Annotated in this window: 19 protein-coding genes; 12 read left to right on the forward strand and 7 right to left on the reverse strand. The window is 46.0% G+C overall.

Annotated features, from left to right (window positions below; all coding sequences use genetic code 11):
• Positions 1-387: 387 nt before the first annotated feature.
• Positions 388-567: a hypothetical protein gene (locus tag RIB93_RS17410; protein ID WP_446373986.1), complete on the reverse strand. Its 180-nt coding sequence runs from the start codon at positions 565-567 to the stop codon at positions 388-390.
• 470 nt (positions 568-1,037) lie between these two features.
• On the opposite strand from RIB93_RS17410, the gene RIB93_RS17415 reads away from it, so the two are divergent.
• Positions 1,038-1,643, forward strand: a complete 606-nt coding sequence (locus RIB93_RS17415) for a Uma2 family endonuclease (RefSeq protein ID WP_446373987.1) — start codon at positions 1,038-1,040, stop codon at positions 1,641-1,643.
• A gap of 142 nt (positions 1,644-1,785) precedes the next feature.
• Here RIB93_RS17415 and RIB93_RS17420 read toward each other — a convergent pair whose 3' ends face one another.
• The 4 genes from RIB93_RS17420 to tig all read right to left on the reverse strand — a co-directional run bounded on the left by RIB93_RS17420 (position 1,786) and on the right by tig (position 6,423).
• A complete protein-coding gene (locus RIB93_RS17420) occupies positions 1,786-2,631 on the reverse strand; it encodes an alpha/beta fold hydrolase (protein WP_446373988.1) in 846 nt (281 codons plus the stop codon).
• Positions 2,632-2,666: 35 nt separating this feature from the next.
• Entirely contained in the window at positions 2,667-4,007 is a 1,341-nt protein-coding gene (gene clpX, locus RIB93_RS17425) for an ATP-dependent protease ATP-binding subunit ClpX (protein WP_446373989.1), read from the reverse strand.
• 10 nt (positions 4,008-4,017) lie between these two features.
• The gene (gene clpP / locus RIB93_RS17430; RefSeq protein WP_446373990.1) at positions 4,018-4,743 is read right to left on the reverse strand and encodes an ATP-dependent Clp endopeptidase proteolytic subunit ClpP; all 726 of its coding nucleotides are present in this window, start codon (positions 4,741-4,743) and stop codon (positions 4,018-4,020) included.
• 216 nt (positions 4,744-4,959) lie between these two features.
• Positions 4,960-6,423 (reverse strand): trigger factor, encoded by a 1,464-nt coding sequence (gene tig / locus RIB93_RS17435; RefSeq protein ID WP_446373991.1) that lies wholly within the window; start codon positions 6,421-6,423, stop codon positions 4,960-4,962.
• A gap of 679 nt (positions 6,424-7,102) precedes the next feature.
• Between tig and RIB93_RS17440 the strand changes: the two genes are divergently transcribed.
• The 3 genes from RIB93_RS17440 (at position 7,103) to RIB93_RS17450 (ending at position 11,478) form a co-directional block, all read left to right on the forward strand.
• Positions 7,103-8,146, forward strand: coding sequence for an aspartate-semialdehyde dehydrogenase (locus RIB93_RS17440; RefSeq protein WP_446373992.1), 1,044 nt, complete (start codon positions 7,103-7,105; stop codon positions 8,144-8,146).
• Between the two features lie 155 nt (positions 8,147-8,301).
• Positions 8,302-9,186: a 4-hydroxy-tetrahydrodipicolinate synthase gene (gene dapA, locus RIB93_RS17445; RefSeq protein WP_446373993.1), complete on the forward strand. Its 885-nt coding sequence runs from the start codon at positions 8,302-8,304 to the stop codon at positions 9,184-9,186.
• 498 nt (positions 9,187-9,684) lie between these two features.
• The gene (locus RIB93_RS17450; protein ID WP_446373994.1) at positions 9,685-11,478 is read left to right on the forward strand and encodes a ribonuclease J; all 1,794 of its coding nucleotides are present in this window, start codon (positions 9,685-9,687) and stop codon (positions 11,476-11,478) included.
• Between the two features lie 36 nt (positions 11,479-11,514).
• On the opposite strand, the gene RIB93_RS17455 is transcribed toward RIB93_RS17450, so the two are convergent.
• On the reverse strand, positions 11,515-11,817 hold the full coding sequence (locus tag RIB93_RS17455) for a hypothetical protein (protein ID WP_446373995.1): 303 nt from the start codon (positions 11,815-11,817) through the stop codon (positions 11,515-11,517).
• A gap of 60 nt (positions 11,818-11,877) precedes the next feature.
• Here RIB93_RS17455 and RIB93_RS17460 point away from each other — a divergent pair, with 60 nt between their 5' ends.
• The 5 genes from RIB93_RS17460 to mltA all read left to right on the forward strand — a co-directional run bounded on the left by RIB93_RS17460 (position 11,878) and on the right by mltA (position 16,097).
• Positions 11,878-12,579, forward strand: a complete 702-nt coding sequence (locus RIB93_RS17460; protein WP_446373996.1) for a leucine-rich repeat domain-containing protein — start codon at positions 11,878-11,880, stop codon at positions 12,577-12,579.
• A 761-nt stretch (positions 12,580-13,340) separates the two neighbouring features.
• Positions 13,341-13,709, forward strand: coding sequence for a Mo-dependent nitrogenase C-terminal domain-containing protein (locus RIB93_RS17465; protein WP_446373997.1), 369 nt, complete (start codon positions 13,341-13,343; stop codon positions 13,707-13,709).
• 53 nt (positions 13,710-13,762) lie between these two features.
• Positions 13,763-14,533, forward strand: a complete 771-nt coding sequence (locus RIB93_RS17470; RefSeq protein ID WP_446373998.1) for a hypothetical protein — start codon at positions 13,763-13,765, stop codon at positions 14,531-14,533.
• A gap of 53 nt (positions 14,534-14,586) precedes the next feature.
• Complete coding sequence (locus tag RIB93_RS17475) at positions 14,587-14,838, forward strand: hypothetical protein (protein WP_006106003.1); 252 nt, start codon at positions 14,587-14,589, stop codon at positions 14,836-14,838.
• Positions 14,839-14,918: 80 nt separating this feature from the next.
• Entirely contained in the window at positions 14,919-16,097 is a 1,179-nt protein-coding gene (mltA, locus tag RIB93_RS17480; protein WP_446373999.1) for a murein transglycosylase A, read from the forward strand.
• 29 nt (positions 16,098-16,126) lie between these two features.
• On the opposite strand, the gene RIB93_RS17485 is transcribed toward mltA, so the two are convergent.
• Positions 16,127-16,576: a hypothetical protein gene (locus tag RIB93_RS17485; RefSeq protein ID WP_446374000.1), complete on the reverse strand. Its 450-nt coding sequence runs from the start codon at positions 16,574-16,576 to the stop codon at positions 16,127-16,129.
• Between the two features lie 271 nt (positions 16,577-16,847).
• Here RIB93_RS17485 and RIB93_RS17490 point away from each other — a divergent pair, with 271 nt between their 5' ends.
• From RIB93_RS17490 to RIB93_RS17500, 3 genes are all read left to right on the forward strand, one after another.
• Positions 16,848-19,175 carry a dynamin family protein gene (locus RIB93_RS17490; RefSeq protein WP_446374001.1) on the forward strand — a complete coding sequence of 776 codons (2,328 nt, stop codon included), beginning with the start codon at positions 16,848-16,850 and terminating at the stop codon, positions 19,173-19,175.
• 169 nt (positions 19,176-19,344) lie between these two features.
• On the forward strand, positions 19,345-20,109 hold the full coding sequence (locus RIB93_RS17495; RefSeq protein ID WP_446374002.1) for a DUF4351 domain-containing protein: 765 nt from the start codon (positions 19,345-19,347) through the stop codon (positions 20,107-20,109).
• A gap of 237 nt (positions 20,110-20,346) precedes the next feature.
• A complete protein-coding gene (locus RIB93_RS17500; RefSeq protein ID WP_446374003.1) occupies positions 20,347-21,504 on the forward strand; it encodes a hypothetical protein in 1,158 nt (385 codons plus the stop codon).

Here is a 21,504-nt window from a genome sequence, read left to right on the forward strand (position 1 = left end):
CTCAAGAACCCCCTCCCTAACCTCCTCTGATAGGCTAATCAATTCTCTCACTCCTCGCTGAAGTCCAAATTCTGTGAACTAACCCTATCGTTCCAGGGTTTTTGCTCAGGTTGGCTGACTCTGACAGGGATTAACCAGGCTTTGACACTCATCAACGAGGCTTTGAGCCTGATTAACCAAGCTTGGATACTCGTCCACGAGTATTTATGTGTGGTGAGCGAGTCTTTGATTCTCGTCAATGAGTCTTTGATACTTGTTAGCGAGTATTTGAGTGTCGTTAACGAGTAATTATGTGTGGTCAATGAGTTTCTATGTGTCGTCAGCGAGTGATTATGTGTGGTGGGCGAGTTATGGGATGACTTAACCTGTATGAAGGTGCATCAATTGTTAACTAAATCTGAGCATTTTCATCTCGATATCCTGAGTGTTGTGGATTTCATCTTGAGTCTCGGTGTTACTATCTTCGGGAATTAGTTGATCGGGAGAGGTTCCAGAGGTATTCTGGTCAAGAGTAGAGTGCAAAGACGTGACGCGATCGCTCATCGTTAAAGCCACCTCTGGAATCACCCTGACAATTTTCGTAGGGTGAGGAGAGCGACAGCGTAACGCACCTTTAACCTCATCATTATCATTGGTGTGTCTGGGTAAGCCTTGACTTCGTTAAACGTAAGCTGTTCGGCATTTAAACCTTAATATCAATAACGGCAAAAGCCTTGTAGTGCGAGCATCTTGCTCGCTACTATAGCGCTTCGCGCTGGTCTAGTTACACTTTGTTTGTACGAACATCTCATCTGGACTCAGTTTCAGGTACGGGAGTTGTAAATACACGCCTAGCGATTTGCTATAATACCCAATTTAAATGCATGACAGCTTACCCGACGAGTTCTGATGGTTGGTTCGGTGCGTTACTTCGTTAACGCACCCTACGAGTTCACCAATGGAGTGATTGAAGTGCGATCGCACGTTTCTATTCCAGTCCAACACCCTTGCTTCGTTATCATAAAATAATACAATGTTCGCCCGGTGATAGTACGTCTATGACCCAAGTTCCCCTTCTCACTCCACCTTCCACCGATCAACGTATTGTGTATTCCAGCATTACCTGGGAACAATTTAAGCTAATTCAGACTGGTTTTGCCAACTCTCCGGGTATTCGACTGGCTTACTATAACAGCACTATTGAAATTATTATGCCGGGACGCGAACATGAAATGTTTAGTCGGCTCATTGGCTTTTTAATTGGCTTATTTTGTCTAGAAAACGCCATTGAATTTGAACCCACGGGTTCCATGACTCAAGAGCGAGAGGGAGTCGTTTCTGCTCAAGCCGATGAATCTTACTGTTTTGGTTCATCCAAACCCATTCCTGATCTGGTTATTGAAGTTGTCGTCACCAGTGGTAATACTAACAAACTCAAGCGATATCAGGCATTAGGAGTGCCAGAAGTCTGGTTTTGGCAAGACGGTTTATTCAGCCTCTATCGCCTCCGGAATAATCACTACGAAAAAATTACCCGCAGCGAAATTCCCGAACTGGCAACGCTGAGTATTGATTTGCTCACCCGTTGCGTGTTGATGGCTCAGACTTCTCGGTTGGAGGCAGCGAAAGAGTTTCGCAACGCCCTTAAATCGCCATCGGCTTGAATAATGAGATCCCCGACTTCTTGAAAAAGTCAGGGATATAGTTTTAATTCTATTTAACTCAAAGGCAAAGAAAACATGAATATTATTATCGAGTCTAAAAAATTTTGTTGAAATAAAGTAAAAAAGCAACATCCTAAAATTCTTATCTACTGTCACCATTTAAAAATTGCCGCACCCCTTGAAGATAAACATCTGGGGCTTCCAACATCGGGAAATGAGCCGTATCGGGAATTTCCCAATACTCCACCTTCTCACTCAACGCGGCTGCCCGTTGTCCCAAAACAGATGGAATAATCTGATCATATTCCCCCGCCACTAATAACGTCGGTACTGTTAACTGGGCAAATTCCGATGGCATTACCTCCGCCGCATACTTACTCACCGACGTTAGCATCGTCCCCAATGCGGCATCATAATCCGCTATGATAAAATCTTCTAAAAATGCCCGACTTATGGTTCCCGATAGAGGACGATGTAAAAATCGCGCCATAAACAACGCCCCAGCAAAGGGAATGTTTAGAAACCAGCGGGGGCGATATTTTACCACATAACCGCCAAACTTATGAAACGCGGCAAAGGATTTTTCCTCATATTCAAAAATACCGCTACAAGTTAAAATAGCCCGTTCCACTTGATCCGGATAGCGGTTGAGAAACATCGTCGCCACCGACGCACCCAGGGAATGAGCATTAATATAGACGCGCTTGAGGGCGAGTTTCTCTAACAATAGCGCCAAATCTTCGGCATAATCCTCCATTTCATAGAGTAACTCCACCGGTTCTGAAGGCAGACGCGATCGCCCAAATCCGCGCAAATCGTAAAGCAAACAATTAAACTGATCCGACAGCGCTTCAGCCGTACTTTGCCAATACCGAGCCGAACCGCCCCAACCATGAATGAACACCATCACAGGCTTATCATCCAACGGCTGGGACGTAGCAATCCACTCGTAGTAATGATCGACGCCGCGAACGTTAACTAGAGGCATTCTTGATTCGTTTTGATACCACCACTAATAAAAGTTTATGCCGATTCTGGCTTCGGTAGGGATGACGGATGCAGCAACAGTTCCGCTGTCGAACGTTTCTCCACCATTTCCCGCGTAATCGTACAGCGAGTCACATCCTTGCGTGAGGGTAATTCATACATCACCTCTAGCATCAACTCTTCCACAATACCCCGCAGCGCTCGCGCTCCCGTTTTCCGCCGATAGGCTTCCTGGGCAATGGCTCGCAGCGAGTCTTCGGTAAACCCAAGCTGCACATTGTCCATCTTCAACAACTTCTGATATTGCTTCACCAAAGCATTGCGCGGCTGGGTCAAAATCGCGATCAGAGCTTCTTCATCCAAGGGATCAACCACCGCCGCGATGGGGATACGACCGATAAATTCCGGAATCATCCCGAACTTCACCAAGTCATCGGGTTCTAAATGTCGCAGTAAATCCGCCGCCCGTTTTTCTTTAGATTGACCTTCTCCCGGCTGAATAAAGCCGATTGAGCGCTTACCAAAACGCTGTTCAATCACCTTCTCTAGACCGACAAAAGCCCCACCACAGATAAATAGTATATTGCCTGTATCAATCTGGATACAGTCTTGATAGGGATGCTTACGTCCGCCCTGAGGTGGCACATTGGCAACGGTTCCCTCAAGCATCTTCAGTAAAGCTTGCTGCACCCCTTCCCCAGAAACATCCCGCGTAATCGAAGGGTTTTCGCTCTTACGGGCAATTTTATCAATTTCATCGATATAAATAATTCCCCGTTGCGCTTCTTCAACATCCAAATCTGCTACCTGCAACAGCCGCAGTAAAATGTTCTCAACATCTTCACCCACATAACCCGCTTCCGTCAGCGTTGTCGCATCGGCAACGGCAAAGGGGACATCCAGTACAGCCGCTAAGGTTTGCGCCAGTAAGGTTTTACCACAACCTGTGGGTCCCAAGAGCAAAATATTCGACTTTTGCAGTTCCACCGCATCATCTGCTCCAGCTTTGCCCTTTGCCTTGGCTTCAAGAAAACTTAGGCGCTTGTAGTGGTTATAAACTGCCACGGACAGAACTTTTTTCGCATCGTCCTGACCGATGACATGTTCATCCAGATAGTTTTTCAGTTCCCGAGGTTTAGGAATCTGATTCAGTGACAAACCGGATGCCCGAGTGCGACGTTTTTGTGGGGGTTCCGAGCGGGGGACTTGCTGGGGAGCCGGAGCGCTGGAATCAAGCAACTCCTCATCTAAAATTTCGTTACATAAATCTACACATTCGTCGCAAATGTAGACTCCCGGTCCCGCAATTAACTTGCGAACCTGCTCTTGAGACTTGCCACAAAATGAACATTTTAGATGGGAGTCGTATTTAGACATAAGGAGCCTCTTACTTAATAGAAGTGACGGTGGCTTCGCTCTTGAGATTCTCTCGCGAGATAACTTGGTCTACTAAACCATACTCTTTGGCTTCCGCTGCTGACAGAAAAAAGTCGCGCTCAGTATCCGTGGCGATTCTTTCATAAGGTTGACCCGTATGATACGCCATTAGCTCATTGAGCTGATTCTTATGATATAAAATTTCCTTAGCTTGGATTTCGATGTCAACGGCTTGTCCTTGGGCACCGCCTAGGGGTTGACTCATCATAATCCGGGCATTGGGCAGGGACATACGTTTTCCAGGGGTTCCCCCGGTTAGTAGAATCACGCCCATATCCGTCGCCGCACCAAAACATATTGTGACAATATCGGGGCGAATCTGTTGCATCGTGTCGTAGATCGCCATTCCCGCAATCACTCCCCCAAGTCCAAGAATGGGTCCACCGGGGGAGTGAATGTAAATCTGGATATCCTTGGTTGGATCTTCGGCTTCTAAATACAAAAGCTGGGCAATGATCGAGTCAGCCACTACATCATTGATTCTTGTTCCCAGAAAAACAATCCGCTCCCGCAGCAGCCGCGAGTAGATATCAAACGCCCGTTCCCCTACGCCAGACTGTTCAACCACCATCGGGACGATGTTGCTTGAATTTGAATGACTATTTGTGCTAACAGAGTAAATTTCCGGGGAACTCCAGCTTGTAAATGAGTAGTCAGGGAACTGGGATTGCAGCATAGAACAAGAATTAAAGTATTTGTGTCAACAAGTGAATGTTTTCCCGGCAGGTTTGAACACAGATGTTCTTCGGAAGCCTTGGGCGGGATTTAACCCACGTTAACTTCTAATTACCATTATGCCTTAGCAACATCAATAAGTGCTGAAGGTGGCTTAAATCTTTTGCCCAAGACTGATCGCTCCTGCTTGTTCTGGGTTAACTCCCCAACCCCAAGTTTATTCGCTCGCTGCCGTTTGCTCAGAAGCATCAGGGGTGGGTGATGGTTCCTGGCTTTCCTGATCAGCCGTGGCTTCAGGTTGAGCGGCGGTCTCTTCACTTACCTCAGAGCCAGTTTCGGGTGTATCCGTTGTTTCTTCGGTCTCTAGTGAGCCTTCCGGAACCAGTTCAATGGTAGCGTGTTCTTCCAACCATTGAATCGCTTTCTCTTTGAGCAAATCCGACTTGACGAACTCCCGCAAGCGTTGCGGATCGACATCTTGCCCTGCCAATTGTTGCATCACTTCCTGACATTTGGCATCCATCTGTTCATCATCCACAGTCAGGGATTCCCGTTTCGCCAGTTCCTCAAGAGTAAGGGATTGGCGCAGCCGCGCGATCGCATCAGGGCGGGAACGCTGACGCAGTTGGGGCATCATTTCCGCTGTGAACACTTTCTGCAGATCCATCCCATAGTTTTCCATCTGGATCGCCGTCTGGGTTAATATCGTTTGAACTTCCTGCCCAATCAGGGTTTCGGGTAGGTCAATCTCAACTTGTGCCACCAGCGCTTCGATTAAAGCGTTTTCCTTATTCGTTTTGGTTTCTTGCTCGGCTTTTTCGGCAAATTGTTTGGCCAAGGATTCCCGCAATTCGCTGATGGTTTCCTCTTCGCTAATGTCTTGGGCGAAGTCGTCGTCGAGTTCCGGTAACTCTTTTTCCTTGAGTTCTTTGAGGGTAAGGGTAAAGACGGCACTCTGGTTGGCTAAATCCTCTCGCGGATAATCCTCCGGAAATGTCACCGGAATCTCTTTGGTTTCCCCCGGTGTCATGCCCACAATTCCCTGAACAATGTCAGCCAGAAACCGTCCTTCTTCGAGTTCTAACTGAAAATCAGTCGCCTCACCGCCCGAAATATCAACGGCTTCCTCTCCCTCAGGTGTCAAACGACCTTGATAATCCACAACCGTCACATCACCCATTTGAGCGGGGCGCGATTCGACGGGAATCAGCGTGGCGTGCTGAACCTGACGTTCTGCTAAAAAATTATCCACCGCGTCAGGGTCGGGTTTTACGTCTTCAGCTTTAACATTAAGATTCCCGTAGTCTCCCAAATTTATGTCTGGCGGCACATCCACCGATGCCGAGAAGGTTAACGGTTGTCCCGGCTGGAACTGACTCAGTAGTTCTTCAAAGGTGGAAACTAGCTGGTAGTTGCCCAGTGCCTCAATGGTTTCTTGGCTTAGGGCGTCCCGTAAACTATTTTGGACCAAATCTTCCAGCGCCGCTTCTTTGATCCGTCCAGGACCCAGACGCTGGAGCAAAATTTGACGCGGCACCTTTCCCTTGCGAAACCCAGGAATGTTGGCAGAGCGGGCAAGATTTTGCACGACCTTCTCGTAGACCTTCTTGGTCGTTTCGGCAGGAATTTCAATTTCCAGACCGAGTTGGCTCTTGGGGAGTTTTTCCTGAGTAACTTTCATTGACACTTGTTTTGGAGACAACTGAATTTTAGCTCTTTCGGGGGAACGCCTCACGCTCACTCAACAGTAGAGCGTGAGATGAATGACGAATGATTCAACAGCTTTGTGATCATCGAGTTCTTTTAGAGGGTAATGCAAACACCTCATGATATGCTAGTCTGACAACGAGCTATTTTGAGTTCTAGTCATTGTTTCAGGGTATAAAAGAGACATAGATTGAGTCGGTCGGGCGGTGTTTCCGTATCTGATGATAGTACATTCAGAGCGTCTACAGCAGCGAATCTACCCCTAAACCAGCTAGGCTAGGCAAAAGGTTTCCACTGTCGAAGCCAGGAGAACTTGGACTGCCTGTTCCAGCAGACGTAGCCAGCTACGTCTTGCAGCCCGGATATGAATTGAGCTGCCTACTCATCAACTCCGAACGAGAACTGTTATCGTTAATTTGTCCCGGTAAGGGCAAGCCAATGGTAATATCCCAGTCAATTGGCGCAAACCTATGCCTGTCGTGTTATCACAAAACAAGAATTACCTTTGTTCAAATCTTATGGATTTTGTCAGAATATAGATTACATATTTCCCTTAAATAATGTTTTAAGCTTAAGAAAATTTAATTGTTTTTTTGGCTACGTTAAGTCACTGTCCACAGAATCGATGTGTTAAAAAATTGGAGGTAGATCGTTTGTCTAGTCAAGTTCGCGTTGCTATACTGGGCGCAACAGGTGCAGTCGGCGCCGAGTTACTGGAATTATTAGAAAGCCGTAACTTTCCCCTTACCCATTTAAAGCTTTTAGCCTCACCCCGTTCGGCGGGACGAACTCTCCAGTTTCGAGGCGAATCCCTACCGGTGGAAGCCGTGGGGGAGGATTCGTTTAAAGAGGTGGATTTGGTTTTAGCCTCGGCTGGGGGTTCAACTTCTAAAGCTTGGGCATCTAAAGCCGTGGAGCAGGGAGCTGTGGTGGTTGACAATTCCAGTGTTTTTCGCATGAATCCTGACGTACCCCTGGTTATTCCTGAGGTCAATCCGGAAGCGGCGGCGAAGCATAAAGGGATTATTGCCAATCCCAATTGCACGACGATATTAATGGCAGTAGCCGTTTGGCCCCTGCATCAGGTGCAACCCATTCAACGGATTATCGTGGCTACCTATCAATCAGCTAGCGGTGCAGGTAGACGGGCGATGGAAGAACTCAAAGCCCAAGCTCAAGCCATTTTGCAGGAGCAAGCGCCACCAACGGAAAGCTTTCCCTACCCCTTGGCATTTAACCTGTTTCCACACAATTCTCCCTTGAATGATCAGGGATATTGTGAGGAAGAGATGAAAATGGTCAACGAAACCCGTAAGATTTTCAATGATCCCCAGATTCGTATCAGCGCCACTTGTGTTCGAGTTCCTGTGCTGCGAGCTCACTCGGAAGCGATTAACCTAGAGTTTGCTCAACCCATGTCTGTCGCCACAGCCAAGGAGTTACTGGCTAATGCGCCGGGAGTGCGACTGGTGGAAGATTGGCAGGCAAATTATTTTCCGATGCCGATAGATGCTACGGGTAAGGACGATGTACTGGTGGGGCGAATTCGACAAGACTTGTCTCATCCCGGTGGATTAGAGATTTGGTTGAGTGGTGACCAAATTCGCAAAGGGGCAGCTTTGAATGCTGTACAAATTGCCGAGTTGTTGGTGGAACGAAATTGGTTAAAGCCAGCAACAGCAATGATGGCTTATTAATTTGTCATTGGTCTTATGTCCTTTGTTCTATCCTGTGGCAAAGCTGTTGTGTGTCTATTGTCGTTAGTTTAGAGTTGATTTTAGCTCTATCCCTAATGACTAATGACCAATGACCAATGACCAATGACTAACGACCAAAGAGGAGTGAAAGAAGGGTGGTCAATTTTGGACGTGTATTAACGGCAATGATTACGCCGTTTAAAGAAGACGGCAGTGTGAATTATCAGGTTGCTGAGAAATTAGCGGCTCATTTAGTGGAACAGGGTACCGATACCGTCGTCGTCTGTGGTACAACGGGTGAATCCCCGACATTGACATGGGATGAAGAGTCTCAGTTATTTCAGGTCGTGCAAAAAGCGGTGGCGGGGAAAGCCAAGGTCATCGCTGGCACAGGGTCAAATTCCACCCAAGAAGCGATCGCAGCCACCCAAAAAGTCGCTAAACTAGGGGTAGATGGTTCATTACAAGTTGTTCCCTATTACAATAAGCCCCCACAAGAGGGACTCTATAATCATTTCCAGGCAATTGCCAAATCCAGCCCTGATTTGCCTGTGATGCTCTACAATGTACCAACGCGCACGGGTCAAAACCTCCAACCGGAAACCGTTGCCCGTTTAGCGGAAATTCCCAATATTGTAGCGATTAAAGAGGCGAGTGGTAGCTTCGAGCAAGGCAGTCAAGTACGGCGTCTGACGCCACCGGATTTTGCCATTTACTCAGGCGAAGATTCCTTTACCTTAGCCTTATTAGCACTAGGGGCAAGTGGAGTCGTCAGTGTTTCCTCCCATCTCGTTGGTCCAGAACTCCGGCAGATGATCCAGGCTTTCCAAGCGGGTCAAAGTGACCTAGCCAGGGACATTCACTTAAAGCTTTTTCCGTTATTTAAAGTCTTGTTTTGTACTACCAATCCTATTCCACTCAAAGCCGCATTAAAACTTCAAGGATGGGACGTCGGTTCACCGCGCCCACCGTTGAGTGATCTGCCGATGGAATTGGAACAACAAGTCAAGACGGTTCTCCAAGACCTTTCTTTACTTTAAATTGTCATTCATGTTGTTGATGTAGATGTATAGGAGAGTTAAATTTACCGTAAAATAAATACAACGAAACATTTATCTATGAACTACTCTTGATTTTTGGGCTAAATTAGCCTATGTTCTGCTCCTTGCCCATTGAGGTGCTAGAGAGATAATTTATCGAAAATTCCATAGTTTTTATCGATAAACTCTAAACACCAGCTCAGTTTTTTAATAAAACTTGTGAATCAAGTTGAATTAATGACAGCAGGCATTGAGCCAAGGATACCATTCAAAATGGTATCCTCGTGTTCTTTATTGTCTGGATTTTTATAGCCGTTCTCAATGATGGATCACCTCTTATGTTCTTTCTTTCCGATAGGTTCACTGATAAATCAAATAAGAAAAGCTACCATTTCTGACAAAATTGAGTTAGTCTAGATTAAATAAGACAAGTTTATTGCCAAAAATTTATTTCCTATATAAATGGCAATTTCCAATTCAGGTTTAACGTTGTAATTAATGAGTAATAGAGTTCTCAAAGGAGGCAAATTGACTAGCAAAAAATCTTCACCCGCTCTAAAAATTATTCCCTTGGGTGGGCTACATGAAATTGGCAAAAATACCTGCATTTTCGAGTTCAACGACGAGATTATTCTCTTAGATGCAGGATTAGGATTTCCTAATGATGAAATGCACGGGGTTAATATCGTTCTACCCGATATGACCTATTTGCGGGAAAATCGCCATAAAATCAAGGGTATGATTGTCACCCATGGTCACGAAGATCATATTGGTGGACTTCCCTATCACTTGAAGCAATTTGATATTCCCGTCATTCACGGACCTAGACTGGCGATGGCGCTGCTGAAAGGCAAACTGGAGGAAGCTGGAGTTAGCGATCGCACCAAATTAAATGCCGTTAGTCCTCGCGAGACGGTGCGGATTGGCTCGTCCTTTATGGTCGAATATATTCGCAACACTCACTCCATTGCCGATAGTTTTACCGTAGCGATTCACACCCCCATTGGCGTCGTTGTCCACACCGGAGACTTCAAAGTCGATCATACCCCGGTCGATGGTGAATACTTTGATTTTCAACGATTAGCCGAACACGGGGAAAAAGGTGTCCTTTGTCTCCTCAGCGATTCCACCAACGCCGAAGTTCCCGGACATACCCCGTCTGAAGCCTCCGTTTATCCCAATCTGGATCGTATTTTCTCCCAAGCACCGGGACGAATACTGGTCACCACATTCGCCTCATCAGTTCATCGAGTGCAACTGATCTTAAATCTGGCACAAAAACAAAACCGAGTGGTGTCTGTTGTCGGTCGCTCTATGCTCAATGTGATTGCTCAAGCTCGTAATCTGGGGTATATAAAATGTCCCGATAGCTTATTCGAGCCACTCCACGCTGCCAATAGTTTACCGCCAGAAAAAGTATTAATTCTCACCACTGGATCTCAAGGTGAACCCTTGGCTGCTCTCACCCGGATTTCCAAAGGGGAACACCGGAAACTGAAGATTCAAGAAGGTGACACAGTAGTCTTCTCCGCCAATCCGATTCCCGGAAATACGATCGCGGTTGTCAATACTATTGATCGCCTAATGATGCAAGGGGCAAACGTGATCTATGGACGCCATCAAGGGATTCACGTTTCCGGTCATGGCGCTCAAGAAGATCATAAACTAATGCTCGCCTTAACCCGACCTAAGTTTTTCATGCCCGTTCACGGGGAACATCGGATGCTGATCCAACATGGCAAAATGGCGCAAAAGATGGGTATCCCGGCGGAAAATATGGTAATTACCAATAACGGGGATATGGTGGAATTAACCGAAGATAGCATTAGTGTTGTCGGTCAAGTCCCCTCCGGTATTGAGTTAGTCGATCGCTCCGGTATCGTGCATCATGAAGTTCTCAAAGAACGTCAGCAGTTAGCGGGAGACGGTGTAGTAACTGTCGCCGCCGCTGTGAGTTGGGAAGGTAAACTCCTCGCCCAACCCGAAATTCACCTGCGGGGTGTCGTGGCTAGTGTGGAGAAATCCCTACTCCAGCAGTTAGTGATTAAGCGGATTGAACGGACATTGAGTGAGCAGTGGACTGACTTTGCCAAATCCTTAGATGGCAAAAAACAACCAGAAGTTGACTGGACAGGATTGCAACAGAAAATTGAGGGGGATTTAGAACGGTTAACTCGCCGCGAACTGCAAAGCCGTCCTCTCGTAGTATTCTTACTACAAACTCCAGAGGAAGGACCTGTGAAACGGGTAGGGCGTCGTCGCCAGCGCACAGCAGCTAAGGCGGCTTCTTAGATTATTCTGGCTGTAGAGACGTAGCATGCTACGTCTCTACAATGTTAATAGGATTCCATCAAATCTTATTGGGTTGGTATTTTGTAGGTTGGGAAAACGCAATGAAACCCAACTTATTATTTTTAGAGCAATCAAACGATAAACATAAGTACCTGTTCCATTTCTGTTGTTCCAGGTAAATCCCGCATAGCTTCCTTGCTGGACGATGACTTGACCTGAATCCGTGTAAATTCGCTGATTTAAAACATTGCCTAAACTCAAGCTAAGTTCGGGAGCATCCCAATTTTGCACGTTAGCTCTTTTGGAAGGAATGAAACTATTGAAATACCAAGGATTCATACTGGAACAGCTTAGTATCCAAGCCTTTGAACGGAAACCCAAACCACCGAAGGATACTTAATGGTGCGTGAAGGAATGAAACGGATTAACGCTTACGCTCTCTCTTTCAGTATCTGGGGATGGGGATGTGGAGTCGCTCAAGCATTAGAACCCAGTCTGGGGAGTTCTTTTAAAGAGTGGTGTCTGAACCATGAGAGTTTGTCAAATGAAACGAGAAAAACAGTCTATATACTCTTAGAACGAGCAGGCACGAGTGATTGTGAAGAAGCTGATAAAATTCTGTCGAGTCGCACTGTGCTGTCCCTCAGCGACAGCGAAATAACAGATGTTAACCCTCTATCCGGACTTACCAATCTGGGTTTGCTTGATCTCAGCGACAACGAAATAACGGATGTTAACTCTCTATCCGGACTTATCAATCTGGGTTTGCTTAACCTCAGCGACAACAAAATAACAGATGTCAGTCCTCTTTCTGGACTTACCAATCTAACTTTGCTTTGGCTCGACGACAACGAAATAACGGATGTGAGTCCTCTATTCGGACTTACCAATCTAACTTTGCTTTACCTCAACGACAACGAAATAAAAGATGTCAGTTCTTTAACAGGACTAACGAATCTGACTGAGCTTAACCTCAGCGACAACAAAATAAAAGATGTCAGCTCTTTGGCAGGACTTTCAAATTTGGTGTGGCTTAACCTTGAAGGTAATCCCATCACACAGCCAACTTGCCCAGTTAGTCCCCCAGATGTTTGCGATTGAGAGAGAGTGCGATCTGAGGTTTACTGTATCAATTGGGAGTAGAGGGAGCCGATGAAGATGAACTCTATTTAGCAATGGATTGGCTCTGTTCAAGCAAAATCCGAAAACTGGTTAACCAGTCGTACATTCAACTGTCTCTATTTGACGAAAAAGCAAGAGCCTTGCATTCATTGCCTGCGAGGACTAGAGGTAACCTGACCTGACCCCATGGAGCGGATACCGATGAATCGCCGATACCAGAGCAATCCCGAAGATTTTGCGATCGCCTCCTCATATATCAGTTAACTTAATCACCTCAATGAGTTATTCTTATAAGTGGTGTCACGGACACCGCTACTGCGAGGGAACTGAACTTCAGTTAGATTACTGATGCCCCCAAGTTCAGCCTGTGGCAACATGAAACTCAGCACTCTAGCTTTAATAATGGGGATAAATCGACAATTATCCGCTTTTTTATCAATCGTATTAGCTTCTTGACTGACAACCCAGTCACGCTGTATAAATCCTATTTTTAAGATGCGCTGCTTATTGATTAGAGCAGCCTATAGAACCCAGTTTTCTTAACATCTGGGGGATCACCAACAGAACCGAGACACCTTGAATCCACGCTTCTTTGGCTCATCTGAAGTTTACAGAACGTGCAAAATTCGCGCTGAAACTTCACTAAACCTTTACGGACATTCATCCGGTACAAATGCCAGAGTAGTTGTAGTTGGATAACAAGTGGTTTAGTTGGTTTGTTGCTAGCACAGGAACGAGTTATGAGTGTATCTGATTTTACAACAAAGAGCCCAATTTTTACGAAATGGTTTTGGATAGAGCCAAAACAGCCGTCCTCAACCCCAACCCAACCTCCCCAACAGAAAAAACGATTCGATTTGCTCAAACCCATTAGACGGTGGATTGATGGGATTGAAGTCCATAATCCCCAACTGGCGCACTTAATCTGCCATCTGATCCCCGCCCAATGTCCCTTTGAGCGCGACATTAAACTATTTGGGCATACCCTGTTTCACATTCCCCCCTTGTGTAAGCTGAATCCCTTCTATGAGGAAGTCGTGGGGTTACGTTTCCGGGCGCTGTGCTATTTGGCAGATGAATGTGGTGAAGATATTTCCGCTTATTGTTAAAATTCCAAGACGGGGAATTTTAATCTTAGGCGCGAAACCTTTTATCACACAGCATGGCAATCATTGCTCTGAAAGCCTGGTATCTCCAGGACTACGAACCGATTAGAGAACTGGAGAAACGCCCTCACGATTTGCGGTTAAGCAAAAACAGCTTGCTCAAATCAGGGTTAAGGGCTGACTTCTTAGACGATAGTCAGGATGTCAAAGAATCGGAATGGTTTGGACGCTACCTGGATGGGGAAACGGTAGAGTTTTACATTGAAGGTAGTGGTGGCTACGCCATTTCTAATATTGATTTGATCTCCCACGAGATTTACTTCACCAAGCAAGAGGTGATGGCGCAACTCGATCCGATTATCTTTTTGAGTTATCAAAATGAATGTTCTCGTGCCAGTGAAGCGCTACGGGATAGCCTCAATGACACCCTAGAAAGCTTTAATCAGCGATCGCGTTTCCCCCTCACTTTAGAACAGTCTCGTCGCCCTGTGGGTGAACCCATGCGCCTCAGCAGTACCCAGATGCGTCGCATCCGCAAGAGTTTGCTATTTGTCGCCGATGGTACCGCGATCGCGAAAGTAGACCGAGAACAGACCCCTCTAGTGATCCCCAATCCCCAAGTCTGTGTCGAAATCGGTTACGCCCTCACCAGCAAGCGCCGAGAACAAATTTTACTGGTACAGATGGAACGTCCAGACTTACCCGGACAGTTTCCCTTTGAGGTTCCCCAGCACCAGCAGTTATTATTTAACCACCCTGAGGATTTACAAAAGACCTTACCTGTGGTATTAGAAACATTACTGCAACGGTTTAATGTATTAACGTGATTTATCCCTCATGGTCACAGATAATAATTGGGATGGATTGAGGAGAAAATTTTATGCCTAGAACTCCAGATGAGTTTGCCGTTCACATTCTTATGGCTGGCGGTCACCGGGAAGAGGTGCGTTTTACCACGATTCAAGAGTTTCAGAAATGGTACAGTGGTGAACTCGTACCCAAATCTGAGTCGAAGGACTTTATCAACGTCCCGATTAAAAATATTCAGGGCGAATATATGGTGGTGCGCCCCTCCAGCGTTTTAGCGATTCGGGTGGAACCCATCTTCGGGGGTAGCGTCGAGCGATTTTAGAATGAAGTCTTTGTCATTGGTCATTGGTACAAGATCCAATGGCTAATGATTGATAATCCGACGTCACAGTTTTGACCAGCATGAGAAAACCACTGACGAGTCTATCTCTGAGTTTAGGAATACTGTTGTTTGGTGGCAGCAGTTTGGCTGTTCCCGATGTCCCTCTAGAGCCAATAAACCCTGATACCTCATCGGTGACACTGGACTCCCTCGGCTTCGATGAGCAACTCTGGGGGACTCCTGAACAACCAGGCGATCGCCAAGCCTTACTCAAATCAATTGACCATAGCCTGCGCTATCTGGCGACGCCGACAGCAGCAGCGACTTACCAAAACTATCCCATCCCAGGGATCACTCTGGAACGAGTACGCCGTTCCCTGGTGCGATTTCGTCAACTTCTGCTCACCTCCAGTTCCCCAGAGGAACTGCAAGCGGCGGTAAATCGCGAGTTTGAGATTTATCAGTCGGTGGGACATGATGATCAGGGAACGGTTTTATTTACGGGGTACTTTGAACCGATTTATGCTGCCAGTCGCATCCCTAGCGCCGAGTATCGCTATCCCCTGTACCGTTTACCGACAAACTTTAATGACTGGAAAACCCCTCACCCGACTCGCGCTGATTTAGAAGGTGTGGATGGGTTTGGTGAAAATAGTCCCCTGAATGGGTTAGAACTCGTCTGGTTGCGCGATCGCCTCCAGGCATTTTTGATTCATGTTCAGGGTTCTGCCCGATTGCAATTGCCTGATGGTAGTGTGATGACGGTTGGGTATGCGGGGAAGACGGATTACCCTTATACCAGTGTGGGGCGAGAATTGGTCAAAGATGGCAAGTTGGCTCTGGAAGGGTTAACCTTACCCGTGTTAATTGATTATTTCCGTCAATTTCCCAGTGAACTGGATCAATATTTACCTCGGAATCAAAGTTTTGTTTTCTTCCGGGAAACCAATGGCGCACCCGCTACCGGAAGCCTGAGTGTGCCTGTGACAGCCGAACGATCGATTGCGACGGATAAATCTTTAATGCCTCCAGGCGCATTGGCGTTGATTCAAACTCGCATCCCTTATCCTAACGCCCAAGGGCAACTGGAATCCCGGTGGGTGAGTCGCTATGTTCTGGATCAAGATACGGGAAGTGCGATTAAAGGACCCGGACGAGTTGATATATTTATGGGGACAGGAATTTTGGCAGGCGATCGCGCCGGAGTCATTGGCGGGAATGGAAACCTGTATTATTTATTGTTGAAGGATTCCAGGTGATTGGGGATTGGTGATTGGGGAACCAAATTTTATCCAAAGGTAGCCGCCGCTAAATCAATGTCCATATCTTCAGGTAGTTCAAAACGAGAGAGGAAACGTTTGAGTGTAGCAAAGCGATAACCCACCAACAAGCCCTGATGCAAGGGATTTCGGGGATCAGCGTTTCCTTTGAGTACCTCTACTAATGGTTTGGGAGGTTGGAAAGGATGGAGAATGCGATTATGAGATTTGCCCAAGGAACAGCCTTCCCAAAACTGGATGCGTTTTTCTGGATCGGGTGAAAAGTCTTGGATATATACCTGAATCGCGTTTTCCAGAAACTGTAGCATCTGCTGAACTTGCGATCGGTTGTGTTGCCACAGTTGACTATCGGGGTAATAATCTTGAATCACTTGACAGGTCAACTGAAGACTTTGTAACGTCGCTTTAAGTTGGTATTGTTGACTTAAAACGAATCCCTCCAGATCAGGTGATGACATAACGGTTCATTAAGAGTTAAATTGATTAGCGCTATGCTATTGGGCATTGCCTATACAGATTTGGGTAAGCCGTTCAGCATTTATCAAGAATTGCGAAATTCTGGGCAATTTCAATCATTATAGCTGGAATGATACTCATTTAACCTAGGCTGGGTGGGCAATATCCACCTTACGGTATATCAAGGGTGAAGGCGATCTTGAAATGCACGCTTTTCAGTGCCATTCGACTTTGGAGTAATCTAAGGGTTTAATCAACAACATTTCTGGTTTCATGAATACCAGCCAACCCCCCCAGACAAGAGCGCAACGGATTGACCAGATCATCGAACAGCGCCAACCCCTAGTTCAAGACATACAACAGGTAGAAAGCCATCTCGCAGAACTTGCCACCGCCCTGGGCGAATTAGAACGGTATCGCCAACGGCTGGATGTATCGTTCGGTGAGAGTGTAATTCGCGAGCAATTCAATACCATTCATCTCTCCTATTTGTTGCAACAGCTTCAAGTTGAATCCGAAAATCTGAACAGTCTGCAAAAACGATTCTCACGTCCTACCTTAAATATTGGTGTTGTCGGATTAATGGGACAGGGAAAAAGTACATTACTAAAAACCTTAAGTGGACTGACTGATAATGAAATTCCGGCACTAGAAGGAGGAGCTTGTACGGCAGTTCGCAGCACAATTAAAAATCGGCAAGAGGACTCTTCTGCTTACAATAAAGCTAGGGAAAATATAACTCGATTTAATGGCGTAAGCTCCAGTTTATATGGCATTCAGGAACAGATGGTTTTAGCTAAACCTAATCCCTCTGTTCACGTTGAAGTCACGCTGCATTCGGAATCATCCTTTTTAAAGGAAGTTATTTATCCTTATTACGATGAACTGGGTTTAACGGAAAAACCCTATAGCTTAGATGAGTTCGCTAACCAGCTATTTCCCGAACAAGGAGTAGTCGGAGCAAGCAATGAAGAGATGTACAAACGCCTCTGCTACGATTATCATCAAAATCTCCGTCACTATAGATCATTGCTTCAGTCTGGAAATCCGCGATCGCTAAAAATTAAGCCTGAGGAAATTACCGATTATGTTACACAGAAACGCGATGGTACTCAACAGAATAACTTAACCACATTCAAACACTTGGCGGTGAAAGAGGTTAAGATCGTTTGTCCGTTTCAAAATCCGGATGTTGGCAATATTGCCTTGGTGGATGTTCCTGGTTTAGGCGACTCCAAGTTAGGTGATGAAACGCTGATGTTAGAAACCTTGGGTAATCAAGTGGATGTGGTTTTGTTTATTAAACGACCTGATCCGCAGCGTTATCAATGGCAACGCCTAGATACTCAGTTATATGATAAAGCAGCACAAGCGCTGAATGATCTAGAAAAACGGTCATTTATGATTTTAAATTATAGTCGCAGAACCGAGAATCTTAGAGCCTGTCAACGTCTTAAACAAAATATTGATACGATTCAAGTCGTACAGACCGAAATAGCGGATTGTTCTGATTCAGATGCTGCGAACCGAGTCTTTAATCAGGTTTTAGACTATCTTACGGTGAATATTCAAGACTTGGATCAACGATACGCGAGTCGTTGCCAAAGTAACCTGCAACACTTGCATCAGCAGATTCACCAAGCACTGGAAAAATCGGCTCAAGCCTTGGGATACAATTCGGGGGAATCTCGCCAATTTAGACGATTATTTGAGCAACTCTCTCAGGAACTAATTCAAGGACTTTTAGAACTGAGGAATCAACTAAAAGAACAATCTGAAACCATTGATCCAGACTTTCAGATAGCGGTGCAATCCGCCTTGAAAAACTGTCAAACCGATAAAGGGATTCCAGAGACAGATCAGGAGATTATCAGCCGCAGTTGTGAATTTGAGTTTAAAGAATCCTATCAAGCTATCTACCGCGTCTACATTCGGGAACTGCGAATTCATTTATCGCGGCATTTTTTACAAGTTGATCAAGGATTGAGACTATCGATTGATAAAGTGAAGTCGTTGGTAACTGATGTTTTAGTCAATCAAGGTCAGTTGGGCGAATTAACCTCAACCAGAGGCGCTGAGTTTCTCAAAGACATGGCAGATTTACTAGGACAACGGGGAAATCAATTAGAGTTAGGCTTTAGAACGCTTTGGGAGTTAGAGTTTTCTTACGGAAGTGTTCTTTTACATTTAATTCGCAAACAGCTTGATGAGATCCTGCAATCAGATATTGATTTAAGTCTGGCGGAAGTTGTCGGAATTTTACCTGATCCATCCAATGCTTCAGATGTGCTAAGGAATCTGGAAAAACTGCATGAGCAAGCGGTGGCGGCTTGTCAGGAAACATTAAATAGTTGGCTAACCGCACCCAGTCAAGCTCGTTATTATATGGTGCAGGAATTTATCGATTTGGTTATTTATGCCAGAGACATGAAGCGGGAGTGGGAAATTTTTCTGAGTGATGAGGATATTCGTGCAAAGGTTTGGTTAGAATTCAAGGAGTTAGAAACCCGGAAGCAAGACCAACAAAATTGGCGTCAGGCGGTGGCAAGAGTGGCAACCGTGAATCAGGCATCAGCGATGATGTTCCTTGGTCATTTGTAGTTAATTTTTATTGTTATTTATCCATGATTATGCTCGCAATTAAACAAACAAATATGAACAAGATCATCTCTCTAAATAGGGCTTTGTTTGTAGTAAGCACTTTAGTGCTATAACACATAGCTATAGAGGGCTAAAGCCCCTACTACGAACCCCACCTATTCCACTACGGATGCTTGATTATGCTGTGCGTTTGAAGCGACAGTATCGGTGTGAAGTTATACAAGTTGTCATCTTCTTGCAGGAAACAACGAGCGAAGTCGTTTTCACTGAAGAGTATCGAGATAGCACAACATTGCACCGCTATCGCGTTATTCGCTTATGGGAACAAAATCCAGCACCTTTTCTAGCTAATCCCACACTGTTACCTTTGGCGACATTGGCGCGAACTGATGAGCCTCAAGGGTTGTTGGCGCACCTTCCGGAGCAAGTCGCTAGAATTCCTAATAGGGAGCAGCGACAAAATATTTCTGGTTGTACAGAAATTCTCGCGGGGTTGCGGTTTGAGAAAGATTTAATTCGTCGGTTTTTGCGGGAGGATATGATGCGTGGATCTGTGATTTATCAAGATATTCTGCAACAAGGAGCATTTAAATTAATTAGAAGTCAGCTCAATTGGCGGTTGGGTGAGATTGAGCCAGCACTGCTCGAACGGGTTCGAGAGTTATCTCCTGAGCAGTTAGACAATTTAGCCGTGGCGTTGTTTAATTTTTCTGAAGTCAGAGATCTAGCGGATTGGTTAGATCAGCAGCAGCCACGAGAAAGAACGGTAGATTTGATTGTCCGTCAACTTAAGCGGCGGTTGGGTGAGATTGAGCCAGTATTAATTGAGCGGGTTAGGAGATTACCCATCGTACAGTTGGAAGCGTTAGCAGAAGCGCTATTGGATTTTTCGGAGGTGGCGGATTTAGTGGATTGGTTGGAGCAGGCGCAGTAAGATCACACAAGTGATAACAGAACAGTTGATGGGGTGAGTGACGATCGCATAAATTTTCTCCAAGCTCGATATCACTATAGCGATCGCGAGTGTGTTAAGTTTTGATGAGAGGAATGAGCGCTTACCTTATCTCCAAGGTACAACTGAGGATATTTTATTCTGAATCTTCCCACACACGCCATTGGCGGTTGATGGAGGCACAGAAAAGATCAGCATTGATTGGGGACACGTTTGGCAATGTCTTTTCAAGAACCCATCCGCAAAAAAAATTCCTCACCCTTTAATCGGACGCCAGCGCCCAATCCATTGCAGCGGCGCCGCTTCAAAGTCCCCAAGCCGCCGGAAAAGGTGGTGCGGCGATCCCCTGAAGAACAGAAGGCTTTTCTGCAACAGAAACTGGAACAAGCAGCCGTTGTGGGCTACAACGGTTTAGATGTCCCGGTTAAAGCATCAGAAACACCTCCACCGCAACCCATTCAGCAAAAGCCTGCTAGTGGAGGATCAGAAGATAACTCTCAGCCGCAGGAAGTACCAGACGTTGAGGCAACGTCAGAACAGGTAGAAGAAACGGTTGAATCAGAACAGCAGCAATCCGCCGCTGCAGAATCACAGGATCAGGAGTCATCTGAAACAGAAGGTGTTACCCCTCCTGGGGAGTCAGAGGCAGAAACGGAAAAGCCGCAATCCCAAACGTCGGATTTACAAGCTCAAAAGGAACGAGCATCCCGTTTGAGTTCCAACTGGCTGAAAGTTCCAGTTAATGCTCCAGGAAAAGAGCCATCTTCGGTGCAGAGGAAGCTGCCCCAAAAGGGGTTAGAGACTCAGTATCAACCGCTTTTGGCACAGAGAACCAATCTTAGATTGAATGGGTTGAATCGGCTGACGGCTGAAACTCCCGTTCAGACCAAGAGGAAAACCCCCTCAGACGACACACAGGAGGGAATAAGCGAAACTGAAACCCTAGAGGAAACTGAAACGGAGAGCGATGCCGTTGCTGATACCAAAAGCACAAGTGCGGCGGCTGACAATGAGCCAGATAGGGAGACTGCTCGGAACCAGCCGGAGAGCAATTCTCAAGCTAAACGGAAAGTAGCCATTCAGGACGAAAAAGGTAAGCATAAGAACGCTGATACTGATAGTGCCAATACGGACAAGAGTCAGGCGGAAAACAGTAAGAGTGAGTCCACGAATCCCGATGTCGCCAGTGCCAAGACGGCTAACCAGGAAGCGCAAAAGGCTGTTGAAGCCGTAACGGAAACAGAGACAGCCGAAACAACAGAAAATCTAGGTGAGCCGCAGACGAAAACGGAAGCAGGTGCAAAAGAGGAAACCGCTACCGCTAAACTGAAGTTCCCCTTTGACAAATGGCTACACTGTATGCCTATCTTGGCTTAG

The organism is Coleofasciculus sp. D1-CHI-01 (assembly GCF_040218875.1).
Lineage (GTDB): Bacteria > Cyanobacteriota > Cyanobacteriia > Cyanobacteriales > Coleofasciculaceae > Coleofasciculus.

What these genes read in the sequence shown, in the direction of transcription:
- RIB93_RS17415 (WP_446373987.1), top strand. Translation starts at nt 1,038, where the DNA reads ATGACCCAAGTTCCCCTTCTCACTCCACCTTCCACCGATCAACGTATT.
- RIB93_RS17420 (WP_446373988.1), bottom strand. Translation starts at nt 2,631, where the DNA reads ATGCCTCTAGTTAACGTTCGCGGCGTCGATCATTACTACGAGTGGATT.
- clpX (WP_446373989.1), bottom strand. Translation starts at nt 4,007, where the DNA reads ATGTCTAAATACGACTCCCATCTAAAATGTTCATTTTGTGGCAAGTCT.
- clpP (WP_446373990.1), bottom strand. Translation starts at nt 4,743, where the DNA reads ATGCTGCAATCCCAGTTCCCTGACTACTCATTTACAAGCTGGAGTTCC.
- tig (WP_446373991.1), bottom strand. Translation starts at nt 6,423, where the DNA reads ATGAAAGTTACTCAGGAAAAACTCCCCAAGAGCCAACTCGGTCTGGAA.
- RIB93_RS17450 (WP_446373994.1), top strand. Translation starts at nt 9,685, where the DNA reads ATGAGTAATAGAGTTCTCAAAGGAGGCAAATTGACTAGCAAAAAATCT.
- RIB93_RS17455 (WP_446373995.1), bottom strand. Translation starts at nt 11,817, where the DNA reads ATGAATCCTTGGTATTTCAATAGTTTCATTCCTTCCAAAAGAGCTAAC.
- RIB93_RS17460 (WP_446373996.1), top strand. Translation starts at nt 11,878, where the DNA reads ATGGTGCGTGAAGGAATGAAACGGATTAACGCTTACGCTCTCTCTTTC.
- RIB93_RS17465 (WP_446373997.1), top strand. Translation starts at nt 13,341, where the DNA reads ATGAGTGTATCTGATTTTACAACAAAGAGCCCAATTTTTACGAAATGG.
- RIB93_RS17470 (WP_446373998.1), top strand. Translation starts at nt 13,763, where the DNA reads ATGGCAATCATTGCTCTGAAAGCCTGGTATCTCCAGGACTACGAACCG.
- RIB93_RS17475 (WP_006106003.1), top strand. Translation starts at nt 14,587, where the DNA reads ATGCCTAGAACTCCAGATGAGTTTGCCGTTCACATTCTTATGGCTGGC.
- mltA (WP_446373999.1), top strand. Translation starts at nt 14,919, where the DNA reads ATGAGAAAACCACTGACGAGTCTATCTCTGAGTTTAGGAATACTGTTG.
- RIB93_RS17485 (WP_446374000.1), bottom strand. Translation starts at nt 16,576, where the DNA reads ATGTCATCACCTGATCTGGAGGGATTCGTTTTAAGTCAACAATACCAA.
- RIB93_RS17490 (WP_446374001.1), top strand. Translation starts at nt 16,848, where the DNA reads ATGAATACCAGCCAACCCCCCCAGACAAGAGCGCAACGGATTGACCAG.
- RIB93_RS17495 (WP_446374002.1), top strand. Translation starts at nt 19,345, where the DNA reads ATGCTTGATTATGCTGTGCGTTTGAAGCGACAGTATCGGTGTGAAGTT.
- RIB93_RS17500 (WP_446374003.1), top strand. Translation starts at nt 20,347, where the DNA reads ATGTCTTTTCAAGAACCCATCCGCAAAAAAAATTCCTCACCCTTTAAT.